Source organism: Klebsiella sp. 64, from assembly GCF_018223915.1.
Classification (GTDB): domain Bacteria; phylum Pseudomonadota; class Gammaproteobacteria; order Enterobacterales; family Enterobacteriaceae; genus Klebsiella; species Klebsiella pneumoniae.
Genome location: NZ_JAGRQZ010000035.1, coordinates 1 through 17735, shown reverse-complemented (window position 1 = coordinate 17735; position 17735 = coordinate 1). Strand labels below are relative to the sequence as shown.

At 62.0% G+C, this 17735-nt stretch carries 15 protein-coding genes; 5 read left to right on the top strand and 10 right to left on the bottom strand.

From position 1 onward, the window contains the following. Nucleotides 1-147: 147 nt before the first annotated feature. The 4 genes from KHQ23_RS21620 to sppA all read right to left on the bottom strand — a co-directional run bounded on the left by KHQ23_RS21620 (nt 148) and on the right by sppA (nt 5234). Nucleotides 148-1401 (bottom strand): glycoside hydrolase family 18 protein, encoded by a 1254-nt coding sequence (locus tag KHQ23_RS21620; protein WP_032417012.1) that lies wholly within the window; start codon nt 1399-1401, stop codon nt 148-150. Nucleotides 1402-1571: 170 nt separating this feature from the next. Next, complete coding sequence (gene pncA, locus KHQ23_RS21615; RefSeq protein WP_004213144.1) at nt 1572-2213, bottom strand: bifunctional nicotinamidase/pyrazinamidase; 642 nt, start codon at nt 2211-2213, stop codon at nt 1572-1574. A gap of 9 nt (nt 2214-2222) precedes the next feature. Next, the gene (gene ansA, locus KHQ23_RS21610; protein WP_004176535.1) at nt 2223-3242 is read right to left on the bottom strand and encodes an asparaginase; all 1020 of its coding nucleotides are present in this window, start codon (nt 3240-3242) and stop codon (nt 2223-2225) included. Between the two features lie 138 nt (nt 3243-3380). Beyond that, nucleotides 3381-5234, bottom strand: coding sequence for a signal peptide peptidase SppA (sppA, locus tag KHQ23_RS21605; RefSeq protein ID WP_032434346.1), 1854 nt, complete (start codon nt 5232-5234; stop codon nt 3381-3383). 165 nt (nt 5235-5399) lie between these two features. Between sppA and KHQ23_RS21600 the strand changes: the two genes are divergently transcribed. Further along, the gene (locus KHQ23_RS21600; RefSeq protein ID WP_004176531.1) at nt 5400-5951 is read left to right on the top strand and encodes an NAD(P)H nitroreductase; all 552 of its coding nucleotides are present in this window, start codon (nt 5400-5402) and stop codon (nt 5949-5951) included. 736 nt (nt 5952-6687) lie between these two features. On the opposite strand, the gene phoC is transcribed toward KHQ23_RS21600, so the two are convergent. Next, nucleotides 6688-7434, bottom strand: coding sequence for an acid phosphatase PhoC (gene phoC, locus KHQ23_RS21595; RefSeq protein ID WP_002901387.1), 747 nt, complete (start codon nt 7432-7434; stop codon nt 6688-6690). A 225-nt stretch (nt 7435-7659) separates the two neighbouring features. Here phoC and selD point away from each other — a divergent pair, with 225 nt between their 5' ends. From selD to KHQ23_RS21580, 3 genes are all read left to right on the top strand, one after another. Then, the gene (gene selD / locus KHQ23_RS21590) at nt 7660-8703 is read left to right on the top strand and encodes a selenide, water dikinase SelD (RefSeq protein ID WP_016946408.1); all 1044 of its coding nucleotides are present in this window, start codon (nt 7660-7662) and stop codon (nt 8701-8703) included. Nucleotides 8704-8707: 4 nt separating this feature from the next. Continuing rightward, nucleotides 8708-10654, top strand: coding sequence for a DNA topoisomerase III (locus KHQ23_RS21585; RefSeq protein WP_019705495.1), 1947 nt, complete (start codon nt 8708-8710; stop codon nt 10652-10654). Between the two features lie 179 nt (nt 10655-10833). Further along, nucleotides 10834-11814, top strand: a complete 981-nt coding sequence (locus KHQ23_RS21580) for an NAD(P)H-quinone oxidoreductase (protein ID WP_032434348.1) — start codon at nt 10834-10836, stop codon at nt 11812-11814. Nucleotides 11815-11857: 43 nt separating this feature from the next. Here KHQ23_RS21580 and gdhA read toward each other — a convergent pair whose 3' ends face one another. Together gdhA and KHQ23_RS21570 are read right to left on the bottom strand one after the other, a co-directional pair. Further along, complete coding sequence (gene gdhA / locus KHQ23_RS21575) at nt 11858-13201, bottom strand: NADP-specific glutamate dehydrogenase (protein WP_004176526.1); 1344 nt, start codon at nt 13199-13201, stop codon at nt 11858-11860. Nucleotides 13202-13383: 182 nt separating this feature from the next. Then, on the bottom strand, nt 13384-13794 hold the full coding sequence (locus KHQ23_RS21570) for a pyrimidine (deoxy)nucleoside triphosphate diphosphatase (protein ID WP_004176525.1): 411 nt from the start codon (nt 13792-13794) through the stop codon (nt 13384-13386). Nucleotides 13795-13880: 86 nt separating this feature from the next. Between KHQ23_RS21570 and KHQ23_RS21565 the strand changes: the two genes are divergently transcribed. Continuing rightward, entirely contained in the window at nt 13881-14504 is a 624-nt protein-coding gene (locus tag KHQ23_RS21565; protein ID WP_004183674.1) for a CDP-alcohol phosphatidyltransferase family protein, read from the top strand. Between the two features lie 51 nt (nt 14505-14555). Here KHQ23_RS21565 and KHQ23_RS21560 read toward each other — a convergent pair whose 3' ends face one another. From KHQ23_RS21560 to KHQ23_RS21550, 3 genes are all read right to left on the bottom strand, one after another. Next, the gene (locus KHQ23_RS21560; protein ID WP_032434350.1) at nt 14556-15863 is read right to left on the bottom strand and encodes a sulfurtransferase; all 1308 of its coding nucleotides are present in this window, start codon (nt 15861-15863) and stop codon (nt 14556-14558) included. Between the two features lie 93 nt (nt 15864-15956). Further along, nucleotides 15957-16589 carry an ATP-binding cassette domain-containing protein gene (locus KHQ23_RS21555; protein ID WP_032434352.1) on the bottom strand — a complete coding sequence of 211 codons (633 nt, stop codon included), beginning with the start codon at nt 16587-16589 and terminating at the stop codon, nt 15957-15959. Beyond that, nucleotides 16589-17735: ABC transporter permease subunit (locus KHQ23_RS21550; RefSeq protein ID WP_211777060.1), on the bottom strand; the 1147-nt coding region annotated here is incomplete at its 5' end. The genes KHQ23_RS21555 and KHQ23_RS21550, both read right to left, overlap by 1 nt.

The following is a 17735-nucleotide window of genomic DNA, read 5'->3' as shown; positions in this document are numbered from 1 at the left end:
CTGTCAAACGGTTAAGCTGCGCCAACCCCTGGCGCAGCGGATAACAGGCATCATAACCTATCCCGGGCGGCGTGATATACCTGCATTGCAGGCGATGCTGCCTGCGTCACGCCTCCCGGTGCCGACGATGCGGCGGAACAGCCATGATTAGTGTTTGATCCCCAGCGATTCCGCCAGCTGACGGGCCAGCTGATTCTGGTCATCGGCGCCATATTCCCAGAACATGGCCCCGGCGAGGCCCTTCGCCTTGATATAGTCCGCCTTAATGGCTACCGAGCGCGGGTTCTCATAGGAGAGGGCGAACAGCGGCTTGCCCTCCGCGGACTGCACCGACAGCCACGGAACCTTCGCCTCATCGTCCCAGTGCTCGGTAAAACGCTTTTGCGGATCGTTGAGCAGTTTGCCCACGATATCATTGTATTTCACGTAGGTGTCTTTGCTCAGGTCATAGCCCAGCGAGGCAAACAGCGCGATCTGTTGTGGCCCAAAATAGGGCTGGGTGACCGGATTGTTTTGCGCATCCGGTTTCGTCCAGTCAATCCCCGGCTCGACCGCCCGTTTCGGTACCCGGCCATAAAAACCAATCCCGAGGTTCATCTGGCTGGGTTTAAGCCCGGCGGCCAGGTAATTGTTGACCACAAAATCGGCGCTGTATTTATCCGCTGCGGCGACCGTCGGCCAGTGGCTGGAGTCATACAGATTCGAGTTGAAGTACTGCGTGCCGTAGGCCATGTCGTAGGTCATCAGGTTGATGTAGTTCAGCACCGGGGCCACCGCTTTGACGTCCACCCAGCTTTTCGGGCTCTCGGCATTGGCGCCCACGGCGATAGTCACCAGCTTTTGCTCACCGACTGCCTCACGCAGCGATTTCAGCAGGGCAGTGAAGTTGTCGCGGTCAGCCGGCTGGCTGGCCACCAGTCCCCAGGCGCCGTTGACCGGAAACTCCCAGTCGAGGTCAATGCCGTCCAGACCATATTGCTGGATGATTTTCTGCGCGGAACGAATAAAGACGGCGCGACTTTCTGCGGTCGCCGCCGCGCCGGAGAAACCACGCGCGCCCCAGCCGCCGACCGACAGCAGGACTTTGAGGTCCGGATTCTGTTTACGCAGGGCGGGGAGCTTTTGCAGATCCGCCTGCACCTTCGGCGACAGCCAGATCTCGTGCAGATGAGCAGGATCCTTCAGGGCCGCATTGGTCTCGTCTTTTTCATCGTTATAGATAAGGCCAAACGAGTAGTTGAGATGGGTGATCTGCCGGACGTCCAGCTTATCGATATCACCGCCCGGCCCGGCGGTGACGTCGCCGCCGCCGTTAAAATAGCCGACGGACATCAGCGGTTGGGCAGAGAGCGCGGAAGCGCAAAGCAAGGACAAAGCTGCCAGCAAGGGCAAACGTTTCATAGTGGTTCCTCTTTGACATAAAAATAACCACGCCACGGAAATGGCGTGGCGAAAAAACAGCCTTGCCAGACTAGCAGCAATAACCTGTTGAAACTGCGAGAGAGTTCAATTTATGGACAATAGCGAGGCGGCAGAAGAAGACCCGGCGCGAGGGCGCCGGGGGGGAGGGATCAGGCCTGAGTTTCCCGCCAGTCGTCGAGGGTATAGAGCGTGGCGCCCGCGGCGGCCATCTCCATAAACGCCTGGCTGCTGTCCTGCGGCTGCAGATTTACGCCGCGACAGCCGTCGGTGATGACGTTGACCGCGTAGCCCAGCGCCAGGGCATCCAGCACGGTGAACTTAACGCAGTAATCGGTGGCGAGGCCGAGAACGGTCAGCTCCACGATCGCCTGACCACGCAGCCAGCCGTCCAGTTCGGTTTTCTGCCGGTGACCGTTGTCAAAGAAAGCGCTATAGCTGTCGATGATCCGGTTTTGCCCTTTGTGGAACACAGCGGCGATCGCCTGCTGCTTGAGCAGCGGATGCAGCGCCGCGCCTTCGCTGTGCTGCACGCAGTGATCCGGCCAGAAAGTTTGCGCCAGGCCGTCCAGCTCGCCCTCGGTGTAGGGTTCCACCTGGTGCTGGCTGGCGAAACTGCCGTGATCCGCCGGATGCCAGTCCTGGCTGGCGACGATGGGCTCGCCGCGCGCCAGGCTCCAGTCGATAAGCGCATTGGCTACGTCGACGGTACTGTCGCCTTCAGGAACCGCCAGCGCGCCGCCGGCGCAAAAGTCGTTCTGCAAATCAACCAGTAACAGCGCTCGATGTGCCATACGTCCTCCTTAAGCCTCGTCGGGGGTGAGTTCGCCACGCAGATTTTGCTGCATCGCCGCGCGAATGGCGTCAACGTCCAGCTGCTGGCTAAGCAGATAGTGTAGCTTGGTCAGCGTCGCTTCCACTGTCATATCGAAACCACTGATGACCCCCGCCTGGGCGAGGGCGTTGCCGGTGGCATAGCCGCCCATGTTCACCTTTCCGGACATGCACTGCGTCAGATTGACCACCACAATACCGCGCTGGCTGGCTTCCGCCAGCACCTGAATAAACTCGCCATTCTGTGGGGCATTGCCGACGCCATAGGAGCGGAGGATCAGCGCTTTCACCGGTTGGCGCAGAAAATTGCGCACCACGTCGGCGGAGATGCCGGGGTAAATCGTCACCACGCCAATCGGCTGCGGAGTGATGGGGTGCACGATAAGCTCTCCGCTGCCCTGCGGCGCCGGCGGAGTACCGAGACGGCGAATATGGATCCCGGCCTCCAGCAGCGGGGCAAGGTTTGGCGAGGCGAAAGCGTCGAAGCCGTCGGCATGGGCTTTGGTGGTGCGGTTGCCGCGGAACAGTCGATTGTTGAAGAACAGCGCCACTTCGTTAATCGGATAGTTGGCGGCGACGTACAGGGCGTTGAGCAGGTTAATCTGACCATCGGAACGCAGCTCGGCCAGCGGAATTTGTGACCCTGTCACAATGACCGGCTTGCCAAGGTTTTCCAGCATGAACGACAGCGCCGAGGCGGTAAACGCCATGGTGTCGGTTCCGTGGAGGATCACAAAGCCATCATACTCCTCATAATGGCTGCGGATATCGTCGGCGATGTGCTGCCAGTCCTCGGGGGTCATATCGGATGAATCCATCAGCGGATGGTATTCATGGATCGTGAAGTCCGGCATCTCCGGACGATGGAACTCCGGCATCAGCGCCAGCTGACGCTGCAGATGGCCGGAAACGGGTACATAGCCGTGTTCAGAGCGCTGCATACCGATGGTCCCACCGGTGTAGGCAACGTAAATCGATTTTTTTTGCATAGCATCGCTTAGGTTGGTCGTAGACAGGCGCAGTATAAAGAGACGCAGGAAAAAATACAGCGTCGGTCGCGGGCTTTGTGGCAGTGTTGGCAGGAGAGGGAAAAAGGCTGCCCCGGGAGACGGGGCAGCTGCTGCGTATTAACGGATGTTAGCGCAGGTCAGGCAGAAGGCATAGCGATTCTGCGGGTCGTTAAACGCCGCCAGCTTGTCGCTCTCCGCTTTCACCGTCTCGGCCGCCGCGGCGACCGGCGCAGGCAGCCAGGCCTGAATGGCCGCCGGCAGCGAGGCGCGTACCGAGCCGGTCAGGCTGTCCAGCACCATCGAGAAGAAGGTCGGCTCTTCCTGATAGTAGTTGAGGTGCCAGGTTTTCAGCTTCGCCAGCTCGGCGGCTTTGGCCACCGCGTCGTCGAAGTCGCCGAGGCTGTCGACCAGGCCGTTGGCTTTGGCATCTTCCCCGGTCCAGACGTGGCCCTGGGCAATCTGATCGATTTTCTCCGGCGTGCTCTTGCGGGCGTTAGCCACCAGGGTGATAAAGCGCTGATAGCCATTCTCAATGCTCAACTGCATCAGCTGCTGCACTTCCGGCGGCAGCGCTTTGGTGCTGGAGACATCCGCCAGCGGCGACGTGGAGACGCCGTCGGTGTGGACGCCAATCGACCCGAGGGTATTTTCCACGGTGTTGATCACCCCAAAGATGCCAATGGAGCCGGTGAGGGTGCTTGGGTTCGCCACGATGTAATCCGCTGGGGTGGAGATCCAGTAGCCGCCGGACGCCGCCATGCCGCCCATCGAGACCACTACCGGTTTACCGGCGGCTTTGGCTGCCGCCAGCTCTTCACGAATGATTTCCGAAGCGGTTACGCTGCCGCCCGGGCTGTTTACGCGCAGAACGATGGCCTTAATTTTCGGATCGAGGCGCGCATCGCGAATTTGCGCTGCGGTGGTGTCGCCGCCGACGTTGCCCGGGGTCTCTTCACCGTCCATGATGGCGCCGTTGGCGAAGATTACCGCGATGGCGGAACCCTGGTCAGACGGCGTCATCACGTTGTAGTCGTAATAGCTGATTGCCCGGTAATTGTTATCCGCTTTGCTCCAGCCAAACTGTTTGGTCAGCGCCTTTTCCACTTCCGTGGAGGTCGCCAGCTCATCCACCAGCTTATTGTCCAGCGCATATTTCGCCGTATCGCCGCCCACCTTACGCAGGCCATCGATAATGCCCTGGGCGCCCGGGAAGAGCTGCTGGGCGGTGATCTGGCGGTTGGCGGCAATGGTGTTGAGGTAGTTCTGCCACAGTTCGCCAATCCAGCGGCTATCCGCTTCGCGGGCGGCAGGGGACATATCATCGCGGATGAATGGCTCGACGGCGGATTTATAGGTGCCGACGCGGAAGACATGGGTGGAGACCTTCAGCTTATCCAGCAGCGATTTGTAATATAGCCCGTTGGTAGCGAAGCCGTGCAGGTCTACCTCGCCCTGCGGCGAGAGCCAGATTTTGTTGGCGAAGCTCGCCAGGTAGTACTGGCCCTGGCTGTAGCTGCTGCCGACGGCATACACCGGTTTGCCGCTATCGCGGAATTCGCGCAGCGCTTTGCCGATGTACTGCATGGATGGCTGGTCGCCGCCGACGAAGTTTTTCAAATCCAGCACAATACCGGTGATATTGCGGTCATCCTTCGCCTGGCGAATGGTCTGCACGATATCGAACAGGGAGTTCTCCTGCAGACGGTCCGAGCTGGCGCCAAACAGCTGGCGGCCAATCACGCCGAGCTTGCTGCTGGCGGATGGTTTATCCACCACCACGCCGGTAATATCCAGCAACAGCGCGCCGCGCGCGGCATGTTCGCTGGTGGTGCTGCTGAACTGGCTCCAGATGCCGATACACACCAGCACCAGCACCAGGAAGATCGCATTGAGGGCCAGTTTGCGAATAAAGTTGAGTATCCGCCACGTCCATTTAAAAAAGCTGGCAATCAGTCGCCAAAGGGTTCGCATGTCTTCTCCCTAACGTTATCTAAAAAGGGCAGGCCGCAGGGGCCGCCGCGTCTGGCTATCCTAAAGAGTGAGCCGTCGGTTGTCAGCAGGAATCACCGACCGCGCTGTAACAAAATCCTTGTGCATGTTAATTTTATGAAAAATGACATCACAGGAGTTATACAGATGGATGCTCTCGATCTACTGCTTAATCGCCGGAGCGCTTCCCGCCTGGCGGAACCTGCCCCGGCGGGCGAACAGCTGGAAAACATTCTGCGCGCCGGGCTGCGCGCCCCGGATCATGGCACCCTGCAGCCGTGGCGCTTCTTTATTATCGCCGATGACGGCCGCGAGCGCTTCAGCCAGTTGCTGGAAAAAGGGGCCAGAGAGGCCGGCCAGGATGAGAAGGGAATTGAGAAAGCCCGCAATGCGCCGTTCCGCGCGCCGCTGATTATTACCGTGGTCGCGCGCTGTGAAGACCACCCTAAGGTGCCGCGCTGGGAGCAGGAAATGTCCGCTGGCTGCGCGGTGATGGCGATGCAGATGGCGGCCCTGGCTCAGGGATTCAACGGTATCTGGCGCAGCGGAGCATTGACCGAGAGTCCGGTGGTGCGGGCCGGCTTCGAGTGCCGCGAACAGGATAAAATTGTCGGCTTCCTCTATCTGGGGACGCCGCAGCTAAAAGCCTCAACCACCATTGCCCTGCCGGATACCGCGCCGTTTGTGACGCGATTCTGAGTCCGCGTGTGTTATGCCGGGTGGCGGCTGGCGCCTTACCCGGCCAACGCATCCGGCTCTGATTGTCTGTAGGCCCGCGCAAGCGCAGCGCCGCCGGGCAAGGACAGCGGGCACAGAGCTGATTTTGTGCCGGGTGGCGGCTGTCGCCTTACCCGGCCTACGTTCGTACGACCTGTCGTTAATTTATTCACTTTTCTTGCTGAAACTGCCGGTGCTGACGGCCTCAAAATCGCTGAGACGTTCCCGGCAGGCCGGGGCAGCCCGCATGGATGCGGGCTGAGGGCCGTGTTTTGCAGGGACACTGCCTCGGCCCGACCCGAAGCCTGCAGGGATAAGTCGAAGGGACCGCGCAGCGGCGATTTTGCTGGCCGGAGCCCGGGGGTACAGGGGGCGGCGGCGACTGGCCGCCCCCTGTGCGCTCCCGGCGCCATGAGTGACATAACGCAGACGATTAACCGGGAGCGCAAACTACGCTGAAGCCATAGATAACATAAACAACCACACTGCAGTGCTTCCCCTCACCCTGGCCCTCTCCCGGAGGGAGAGGGAACCGTCCGGCTGGCCGCGCAAGCGCAGCGCCGCCGGGCGATGGCAGCAGGCTCGGAGCCGCATCTATGCCGGGTGGCGGCTGGCGCCTTACCCGGCCTACAACCCCTACCATTCGAATCAATCGCGGTTTTTGTAGCCCGGACAAGACGCGCCAGGCGCCGCATCCGGGAATGCAACGGCGATGACGTTACTTCTGCCTTTTCGCGAATTCATCTTTGGCTTTCTGCAACTGCTGCTGGAAGGCCGGGTTGGTGTGCAGCGTAGCGACCACCGCGGAGCCGACGATGCGCGCCGCATCGACATCGCTCTGCCAGTGATAGCCGCAGATCACCCGGCTCTCGCCGAGCTCATAGCCGCGCTTCAAAATTTCGTTTTGCCGCTGCGGGTTGATCTCCGCCAGCACCAGGGCGGTGGCCCAGCCGATAGAGGTATGCCCGGACGGGTAAGAGCCGTTTTTCGCCAGCTTGTCCTGTTCGGTGGTGTTGCAGGTGGAGACGCCATAGAACGCAAACGGGCGAATGCGCATGTATTTCTCTTTCGCGCTGCGGGTCGCCAGGTCGCCGGCGTCTTCAATCATATTGGTCAGCAGTTTGTGAAGCTGCGGCGCGTCTTTCTCGGTGATCGGCGAACCAAAGGCGCTGGAGAAGGCGTTGGCTACGCCGCCCGCGCTGAGGTTGGCATCCTCTGCCGCCAGCTTCCCGCGCTCGGTATTGCGCAGCAGACGTCCTTGCTCATACATCGCCTGATCGTTTAAAAATGCGATACTGCCCACCGCCGGCGGTGGTGGCAACAGCGCCAGGCTGTCGATGGCCTGGGCATTGGTCAGATAGTAGAGATCGGGCTTGGTGGTGACATCGTTCCCGGGGGGAACCAGAGCAAAGGCGTTAACGGAGAAGAAACTGGCCAGGCAAAGGGCAAGAACACGCTTTTTCATTAGAATTTCCTTACGTCATAATCATTCCAGAGAAGACAGTCCTGTGCTGTCACATTTCTGTCATCTTTAAGTAAAAGTGAAAATGGTCGGGAAAAAATTGCCGTGTCTCGCAAAAACGGCTTTTTGTCTGCTTAATGAGCAACCATACGCGATTTCAGACTGTCGTACTTACCACCCTGGCGTTTGGGCGCTAACATAGCGGGATTGCAATGACAGGAGATGTCCATGAGCGAGCAAGCCATTCGTTTAACGCAATACAGCCACGGAGCCGGTTGTGGTTGTAAAATTTCCCCGAAAGTGCTGGAAACTATCCTGCATAGCGAGCAGGCGAAGTTTGTCGACCCAAACCTGCTTGTCGGCAACGAAACCAGCGATGATGCCGCCGTTTACGATCTCGGTAATGGCACCTCGATCGTCAGCACCACCGATTTCTTTATGCCGATTGTCGATAACCCGTTCGACTTTGGCCGCATCGCCGCCACCAACGCCATCAGCGATATTTTCGCTATGGGCGGGAAACCGATTATGGCGATTGCCATCCTCGGCTGGCCGATCAACACCCTGGCGCCGGAAATCGCCCGCGAAGTGGTGGAGGGCGGGCGCTTTGCCTGCCAGCAGGCGGGGATCGCGCTGGCGGGCGGCCACTCCATTGACGCCCCGGAGCCGATCTTCGGTCTGGCGGTCACCGGCGTGGTGCCCACCGAGCGCATCAAGAAAAACAGCACCGCCCAGGCGGGTTGCAAACTGTATCTTACTAAACCGCTGGGGATCGGCGTACTGACCACTGCAGAGAAAAAATCGCTGCTCAAGCCAGAGCATCAAGGGTTAGCGACGGAGACCATGTGCCAGATGAACCTCGCCGGCGCCGCGTTTGCCGCCATCGACGGGGTGAAGGCGATGACCGACGTCACCGGCTTTGGCCTGCTCGGCCACCTCAGCGAGGTGTGCCGCGGGGCCGGCGTGCAGGCGCAGCTGCGCTATGCCGATATCCCAAAACTGCCGGGGGTGGAGGACTATATCGCCGCCGGCGCGGTGCCGGGCGGCACCGGGCGCAACTTTGCCAGCTACGGCCATCTCATGGGCGAGATGCCGACGGAGTGGCGGGATCTGCTGTGCGATCCGCAGACCTCCGGCGGTCTGCTGCTGGCGGTGACCCCGGAGGCGGAGGCGGAAGTTCAGGGCGCCGCGGCGGAGTTCGGCATTAAGCTGGCCGCCATCGGCGAGCTGGTGACCGCCCGCGGCGGGCGACCCATGATCGAGATCCGTTGATTCGATGCGGTTGTTTATTGCAGAAAAACCGAGTCTCGGTCGGGCTATCGCCGATGTGTTGCCTAAACCGCACCGCAAAGGCGATGGCTATATTGAGTGCGGCAACGGGCAGGTGGTCACCTGGTGTATCGGCCACCTGCTGGAGCAGGCGCAGCCGGACATCTACGACAGCCGCTATGCCCGGTGGAATCTCAACGATCTGCCGATTGTGCCGGAGAAATGGCAGCTGCAGCCAAAGCCCTCGGTCACCAAACAGCTGAATGTCATCAAGCGCCTGCTCGGCGACGCCGAGGAGGTTATCCACGCCGGCGACCCGGACAGAGAAGGGCAGCTGCTGGTGGACGAAGTACTCGACTACCTGCAGCTGGCGCCGGAGAAGCGTCAGCAGGTGCAGCGCTGTCTGATTAACGATCTCAACCCGCAGGCGGTGGAGCGGGCGATCAACCGTCTGCGCGCCAACAGCGAGTTCGTGCCGCTCTGCGTGTCGGCGCTGGCGCGGGCCCGCGCCGACTGGCTGTACGGCATCAATATGACCCGCGCCTACACCCTGCTGGGGCGCAACGCCGGCTATCAGGGGGTGCTCTCGGTGGGGCGGGTGCAGACCCCGGTACTTGGCCTGGTGGTCCGTCGCGATGAAGAGATTGAAAATTTCATCGCCAAAGATTTCTTCGACGTGAAGGCGCATATCGTCACGCCGCAGGAGGAGCGTTTTGTCGCCACCTGGGTGCCGAGCGAAGCCTGCGAACCTTACCAGGATGAAGAAGGGCGCCTGCTGCATCGTCCGCTGGCCGAGCATGTGGTTAAGCGCATCGAAGGCCAGCCGGCAATCGTGACCGGCTATAACGATAAGCGCGATTCCGAACCCGCGCCGCTGCCGTTCTCGCTGTCGGCGCTGCAGATTGAGGCGGCCAAACGTTTCGGCTTCAGCGCGCAGAACGTGCTGGATATCTGCCAGAAGCTGTACGAAACCCACAAACTCATCACCTATCCGCGTTCGGACAGCCGCTATCTGCCGGAAGAGCACTTCGCTGGCCGCCATGCGGTGTTGAATGCGATTGCCGTCCATGCGGCGGACCTGCTGCCGCAGCCGGTAGTGGATCCGGAGATCCGCAACCGCTGCTGGGATGATAAAAAGGTCGACGCGCACCATGCGATTATCCCAACCGCCCGCAGCAGCCAGGTGAAGCTCACCGATAACGAAGCGAAGGTGTACACCCTGATCGCCCGCCAGTATCTGATGCAGTTCTGCCCTGACGCAGTGTTCCGCAAATGCCAGATTGATCTTGAGATCGCCAACGGCAAGTTTGTCGCCAAGGCGCGTTTTCTGGCCGAGGCGGGCTGGCGGACGCTGCTTGGCAGCAAAGAGCGCGATGAAGAGAACGACGGCACGCCGCTGCCGGTGGTGGCCAAAGGCGATGAACTGCTGTGCGAGAGGGGCGAGGTGGTGGAGCGTCAGACCCAGCCGCCGCGCCACTTTACCGACGCCACGCTGCTGTCGGCGATGACCGGGATTGCCCGCTTCGTGCAGGATAAAGATCTGAAGAAGATCCTCCGCGCCACCGACGGCCTCGGCACGGAAGCGACCCGCGCAGGGATTATCGAGCTGCTGTTCAAGCGTGGTTTCCTGAGCAAAAAGGGGCGCTATATCCACTCTTCGGAGGCCGGCAGGGCGCTCATTCATTCCCTGCCGGAGATGGCCGGGCGACCGGACATGACCGCCCACTGGGAGTCGGTGTTGACGCAAATCAGCGAGAAACAGTGCCGCTATCAGGACTTTATGCAGCCGCTGGTGGGGACGCTGTATCAACTGATCGATCAGGCGCGCAGCACGCCGGTGCGTCAGTTCCGCGGCCTGGTGGCGCCGGGCGGGGCGAAGAAGTCGTTCAGCAAAGGTAAAGGGAAGCCGAAAGGCAAAAAAGCGGCAGACGATACCGCGCCGCCGCCGCAGTAACCCGCCGGTGGTCGCGAGGATGCGTTATCCCGCGGCCACCGCTTCTCCGCCAGTCAGGCCAATGGTCTACACTAAACAGCCGGGAAGAGCCTGGATGCGGGGCCCCTGAGCAGGGGATGCCCGCTGCGCTTTTCCTGATGCCGATGCCCCATTTCTCTCACAGGCGATAAGGAGGACCCGTGAAATATATTGCTATCAGCCAACCGGGCGGCCCGGAGGTATTGCAGATCCGCGAAGGGGAGATCCCCACCATCGGGGAGCATGAGGTGCTCATTGAGGTGAAGGCGGCGGGCGTCAACCGGCCGGATATTCTGCAGCGCCAGGGTCTGTATCCCATGCCTGAGGGCGTCACCCCCGTGCCCGGCCTCGAGGTGGCGGGTGTGGTTGTTAAGGTCGGCGCGCAGGTCACAGCGTTTACGCCCGGCGATCGCGTTTGCGCGCTGACCAACGGCGGCGGCTATGCCGAATACTGCGCCGTGCCGGCAGGCCAGACGTTGCCGATCCCGGCGGGCCTCAGCTTTAGCGAAGCGGCCGCCATTCCGGAAACCTTCTTCACCGTCTGGGCGAACGTCTTCCAGCTGGGTAAGCTGCAGCCTGGCGAAAGCATTCTGGTCCACGGCGGCGCCAGCGGGATTGGCACCACCGCGGTCCTGCTGTGCCACGCGCTGGGGATGACCGTCTATGCCACCGTCGGCCAGGACGAAAAAATTGCTGCGCTACGTCCCTATGCTAAGGCGATTAACTACAAAACCGATGATTTTGCCGAGAAAATCGGCCAGCTGACCAACGATGAAGGGGTGGACGTCATTCTGGATATTGTTGGCGGCCCTTACTTTAACCGCAACCTTGGGCTACTGAAAAAGGATGGACGACTGGTCATCATCGGCTTTATGGGCGGGCGAATCGCTCATGAGGTTGATATTCAGACTCTGATGCTCAAGCGAGCCACCGTCACCGGCTCGACCATGCGCGGCCGGACGGCGGCGGAGAAACAACAGATTGCCGAGGCGCTGCGCCGCCACGTCTGGCCGCTGCTAGAGGCAGGGAAATGCAAGCCGCTGATCTACGCCAGCTACCCGATGGCGGAGATTGCCGAGGCCCATGCCTGTCTGGACAGTGGTCAGCATCTGGGGAAAGTGGTGATCACGATGACGTCGTGAGACGCATCCCGGCGGGCTGCCGCCGGGATGGAGTTAGGGGTGGTTAAATCACGCCCTGGGCCAGCATGGCATCTGCAACCTTCACGAAACCGGCGATATTGGCGCCGCGCACGTAGTTGGTCTGCTTCGCTTCGCCGCCGTACTGCACGCAAGCGTGGTGGATATCCAGCATGATGTGATGCAGACGGGCATCCACTTTTTCCGCTTTCCAGCCCATGCGCGCGGCGTTCTGCGCCATCTCCAGACCGGAAGTCGCCACGCCGCCGGCGTTGGCCGCTTTGCCCGGGGCAAACAGCACGCCAGCTTCCAGGAACAGGTCGGTTGCGGCGATGGTGGTCGGCATGTTGGCGCCTTCCGCCACGGCCTTGACGCCATTGGCAATCAGCTGGCGGGCGGCATCGACGTCCAGTTCGTTCTGGGTCGCGCAAGGCAGGGCAATATCCACCGGCACTGACCACGGCTGCTGGCCTTCAAGATAGGTGAGGCCAAATTCGCGGGCGTAATCGGCCACGCGGCCGTGGGCACGCTCTTTAATGTCGATCAGGCGGGCCAGTTTTTCTTTGGTGAAGCCCGCTTCGTCAACGACGGTGCCGTTGGAGTCGGAGGCCGTCACCACCCGCGCGCCAAGCTCCATCGCTTTCTCAATGGCGTATTGCGCGACGTTGCCGGAGCCGGAAACCGCCACGCGAGCGCCTTCGAAGCCGAGGCCGTGACGTTTGAGCATCGCTTCGGTGAAGTAGATCAGGCCGTAACCAGTGGCTTCCGGACGGATCAAGCTGCCGCCAAAGGAGAGTCCTTTACCGGTGAAGACGCAGGCGCTGTTGTTGGAGAGCTTGCGCATCATTCCGGCCATAAAGCCGACTTCGCGACCGCCGACGCCGATATCGCCCGCCGGTACGTCGGTATCCGGGCCAAGGTGGCGATAGAGTTCGGTCATCAGCGCCTGGCAGAAACGCATCACTTCGCCATCGCTCTTGCCTTTAGGATCGAAATCGCTGCCGCCTTTCCCGCCGCCCATCGGCAGAGTGGTCAGGGCGTTTTTGAAGGTCTGCTCGAAGCCAAGGAATTTGAGAATCGACAGGTTAACCGACGGGTGAAAACGCATCCCGCCTTTATACGGGCCGATGGCCGAGTTGAACTGCACGCGCCACGCGCGGTTGACCTGGACCTGATTGCGGTCGTCCACCCACACCACGCGGAACTGGATCACGCGCTCCGGTTCCACCAGACGTTCCAGCAAAGCAAGCTGACGATAGCGCGGATTTTCCTCAAGGAAAGGCCACAGGGTGGTCATCACCTCCCGGACGGCTTGAGCAAATTCGGTTTGATGAGGATCGCGCTGTTGAACGCGGGTGAGAAAGCCTTCCAGAGTGCACGTCTGATCCATAGATATCAGTTCCCCTTATGGTTGTGGTTGCATGTATTTATTATGATTCGGTCCTTGAAAAAACCGATTTTCCGACTATAACACCGCTAATCCTTAGGCAAGCAAGGAAAAATTGAGCCGACAACAAAATTTATAATTGCCCGCTCGTCATAACTAAAAGCGATGACGAGGCGGCGGGCGGATCAGCGGACGGAAAGGGTGGGGCGCTGGGCGATAAAGGCGTGCAGCAGAGGAATATCGGCCGGGGCGAGATCGAGGGCCAGCGCTTCTGTGGGAAGGCACCAGCGCAGCTGAGTGTGATAGTGGGCCAGCGGCGTGCCCTGAAAGTGCGGCACCCACCAGGCGTGCAGATGGATCCGGCGGCCGGAGACCTCCCGCTGATGGCTAGCGATATAGCAAGCCGGGCGGGCGATGATGCCCATCTCCTCCTGCAGTTCGCGGGCCAGCGCCTGCGGCTGGCTTTCACCCGGCTCCACTTTGCCGCCGGCGAACTCCCACATCCCCGGCTGGTCGGCGTGGGGCGGACGCTGCGCCAGCAGAATCTGGCCATCCTGTTCAATAATGGCGGCGACAACATCAATCATTTTTAGCATAAGCATCAAGGTTAATAAGACGAATATGGCCTATTATCACCGCCATAGACCGTAACTGACAACCGCCAACCCTGCTGGAGACCTTCGTGCTTGATAGCCACCTGCATCCGCGCCTTAAACCCCTGCTTAACGCTGTCGCCGGCGTCCTTGACCGCCCCGGCATCTCACCGGACGGGCTGACGCTGGTCGGTTTTGCCATCGGCGTGCTGGCTCTGCCCTTTCTGGCGCTGGGGTGGTATGGCGCGGCGCTGGCGGCCATTCTCCTTAACCGCCTGCTGGATGGCCTGGACGGCGCTCTGGCGCGGCGGCGCGGGCTCACGGACGCGGGCGGCTTTCTCGATATTGCGCTGGATTTTCTCTTTTACGCCCTGGTGCCGTTCGGCTTTATTCTGGCGGATCCGCTGAACAATGCCCTGGCGGGCGGCTGGCTGCTGTTTGCCTTTATCGGCACCGGCAGCAGCTTTCTCGCTTTTGCCGCCCTGGCGGCCAGGCACCAGATCGCCAATCCCGGCTACGCCCATAAATCGCTGTACTATCTCGGGGGACTGACGGAGGGGACGGAGACCATCCTGTTGTTTGTCCTCGGCTGCCTGTTTCCGGCGCATTTCGCCTGGCTGGCGTGGCTGTTTGGCGCGCTGTGCTGGCTGACGACGGCGACGCGCATCTGCAGTGGCTACCAGACCTTAAAGCGGGTAACGACCACAGCGTAAACGGGGTATCGCGCGTCGCCGACAAAGGGCGACGCGCTGAGGCGGGGCGAGTTACTGACTGCTTTCCGGGCCGCGCTCTCCGCGGGCCACCGGATTGTGCGGGTTGCTGCTCCATTCGTACCAGCCGCCGTCGTACACCGCGACGTGCGGCCAGCCCATGGCGCGGGCATACATAAAGGTTTCCGAGGCCCGCCAGCCGGTCCCGCAATAGAATGCCACTTGCTGGCTCGGCAGAATGTTCCACTGGCGCCACAGGGCAGCGATATCGTCGGCGCTGCGCATGGTGCCGTCCGGGTTATGGAAATCCTCCATGTGCGTGGAGTCGCTCCCGGCGTGGCCCCAGCGGGCCCCAGCGATGTCGCCCTTCGGCTTGATATAGCTGTAGCCGCTGGTGGTGCCGATAAACTCCGGCCACGAGCGGACGCTGACCAGCGAGGCGTCCTGACGATGCAGCAGCCCGCGGGCTTGTTCGGTATCCAGCATCAGCTGCGGCTGGCCGGGGATCGGCGCGCCGAAATCAGGCGCCGGCTGCTGCGCCGGCGGCATGCCGCGCTCTACTGGCAGCCCGGCGTCGGACCAGGTCTGCCAGCCGCCGTCAAGCAGGCGCACGTCTTTGACCCCGGCGTACAGCATGATCTGCGCCACCCGCGCTGCGGCGTAGACGTCGCGACCATAGAGGATCACCGTGGTGTCATGCCGGATGCCGTGCTTCGCCAGCATCGCCTTCAGCTGCGCGTCGGACACTTTATTCCACAGCGGTTCGCTCTCCACCTCATTGGTATCGATATAGCCCGCGCCAGGGATATGGCTCAGCAGATAGAGCTTCGGCGCTCCCCAGGCGGCTTCAAACACTTTCCAGTCGCCTGCCGGGGCGGCGGCGACCGCTTTCCCTTGCTGTAGGTCGTGCAGCCACTGGGGGTAGACCAGCTGTTCAAAGTGCGGCAGCTTTTGCAGACGGTCGGTCTGGCTCAGCGCATCGCTCAGGGTGCTGAGCCGGGTGAAACCCGTTTGTTTCAGCCGCGCCGCGACGCTGACGTTATCCTCCGGGCTGCCGTACAGCGCGATGGGGGTATCGGACTGGAGCTGGTGCTGCTTAGCCCAGGCGCGCAGCTGATCGTCGCTCACGGCGCCGAGCCAGCGGGCGGAAAGATTGAGGGCCTGCGGCTCATGGCCTTCCGGGCCGTTGGCGCGCTGCGGCCAGCCGTTGTAATAAGCGCTCAGCCGGGTGTCGATGGCCACGCCGTGCTGCTGTTGCAGGTGGGAGAGAGTGAGCGCTGGCATGGTTTCAGCGGCGCAGGTAGTGGAAGCAGCAAGCCCCATGAGCAGGGCGAGTGCGGTCAATTGAGAAACACGTTTCATCGAAATGCCCGACGGTAAAAAGTGGAGGGCGTATTCTCCGCTCGCCAGGCGCCGATTTCTTTGCGGTAACGCAGGTTTGCACGCTATTGTCCTTCATTGCCAGCGCTCCATCGCCAGGCAGCGCCCCGTCGGCGGGCAGTCCTCGCGATCGTGGGTCACCAGGATCGCCGGAATGGCCTGGCGGGCCAGTTCTTCAAAGACCCAGCGGCGGAACCCGGCGCGCAGGCTGGCATCCAGGCGGCTGAAGGGTTCATCGAGCAGCAGCGCCTCGGGGCGCGCCAGCAGGGCGCGCAGCAGGCTCACCCGCGCCCGCTGCCCGCCGGAGAGCGTGGCCGGATCGCGCGGGGCGAAGCCCGCCAGCCCGGCGCGGCTAAGCGCTTCCTCCACCGCGGCTTTTCGCGCCTCGCCGCGCACGTTCTCCGGCAGCGCCAGCTGTAAATTTTGCCCGACGCTGAAATGGTCGAACAGTAACGGGTCCTGAAACAGAATGCCGATGCGCCGATGCTCTGTCGGCAGCGTATCGCAACGCCGTTCGTTGAGCCACAGCTCGCCTCGGGCGCGAAAATCGCCGGACAGGGCGCCAATCATCCAGGCAAACAGCGTTGATTTCCCGCTACCGGAGGGGCCCATCAGCGTCAGCACCTCCCCCGGGGCTACCGAAAAGGCGACCTCCTGCAGCAGCGGCTGGCGTCTCACGCTCAGGGTCAGATGGTTTACGGTTAGCACTAGCGAAGTCCTCGTCGATAGCGGCCTGCCAGCCAGGCCAGCAGAGCGGTCAGGGTAAAGCATACCGCCGGCAGCAGTAATTGCCACAGCGCCTGGGCGGCGAGCGTCTGCACCTCGCCGCCGCTGCTGAGCGCCACCGCCTGACTGGTGAGCGTTGGGATACGGCCTGCCCCCAGCCATAGCGTCGGCAGATACTGCGCGATGCTCACTGAGAAGCCCACCGCCAGGGCGGTCAGCAGCGGGCGGGTCAGCGAGGGCAGGGTCAGCAGCCAGAAAATACGCGTGGGCCCCCAGCCGAGCGTGCGGGCGACAACCGTCAGCCGCGGATCGCGCTGGCGCCAGGCCGGGCGCAAAATAAACAGCATCCAGGGCACCACCCACAGCAGATGGCCCCACAGGACGGTCCACCATTCGCCGTCTAGCCAGGCGTACAGCGCCAGCCGGTACTGGCCAGCGGCCAGCGGCAGGGCCGGCAGGACCAGCGGCAGCCAGACCCAGCCATCTCCCCGCGTCGGGCCGCAGGCCAGCCACAGCAGGCAGACAGCCGCGCCGAGGGCGCAGGCCGCCAGCGCCAGGCCAAGGCTGTTGCCGAGGGCATCCATCTGCGGTGGCGCTGAGCGCGCCAGCCCCGCCAGCAATAGCGCGCCCAGCAGACCGCTCAGCGGCAGCAGCGCCGCCAGCAGGCGGCCGGGCAGGGCATGAGGATGCGGGTGACGAATACCGCGCAGATTGGGCTGGTACTGGCGCTGTATCCGCCACCCTCCCCAGGCCACCAGCGCCAGCCCGCCGAGGATCGTCATCAGTAACAGGCTGGCCAGCGCCCCTTTGGCCTGCTGCAGCTCATCGCCCTGGCTTAACCACTGCCACGCCAGCACGGCGAGAGTGGGCGGATTGCCGGGCCCCAGCACCAGGGCGACGTCTACCGCCGACAGGCTCCAGGCGGTGGCGGCCAGCAGCACCATGCCGAGGGCGGGCAGCAGGGCGGGCAGCACCAGCCAGCGCAGGCACTGCCAGCGGCCGTAGCCGAGGCTCTTCAGTGCGGTCGCCTGGTCGGCGAGGCGTTTCTCCCCCAGCAGGCCATAGATCACCCACAGCACAAAGGCGCTCTCTTTCAGGGCCATCGTCAGGCCAAGCCCGATGCCATAC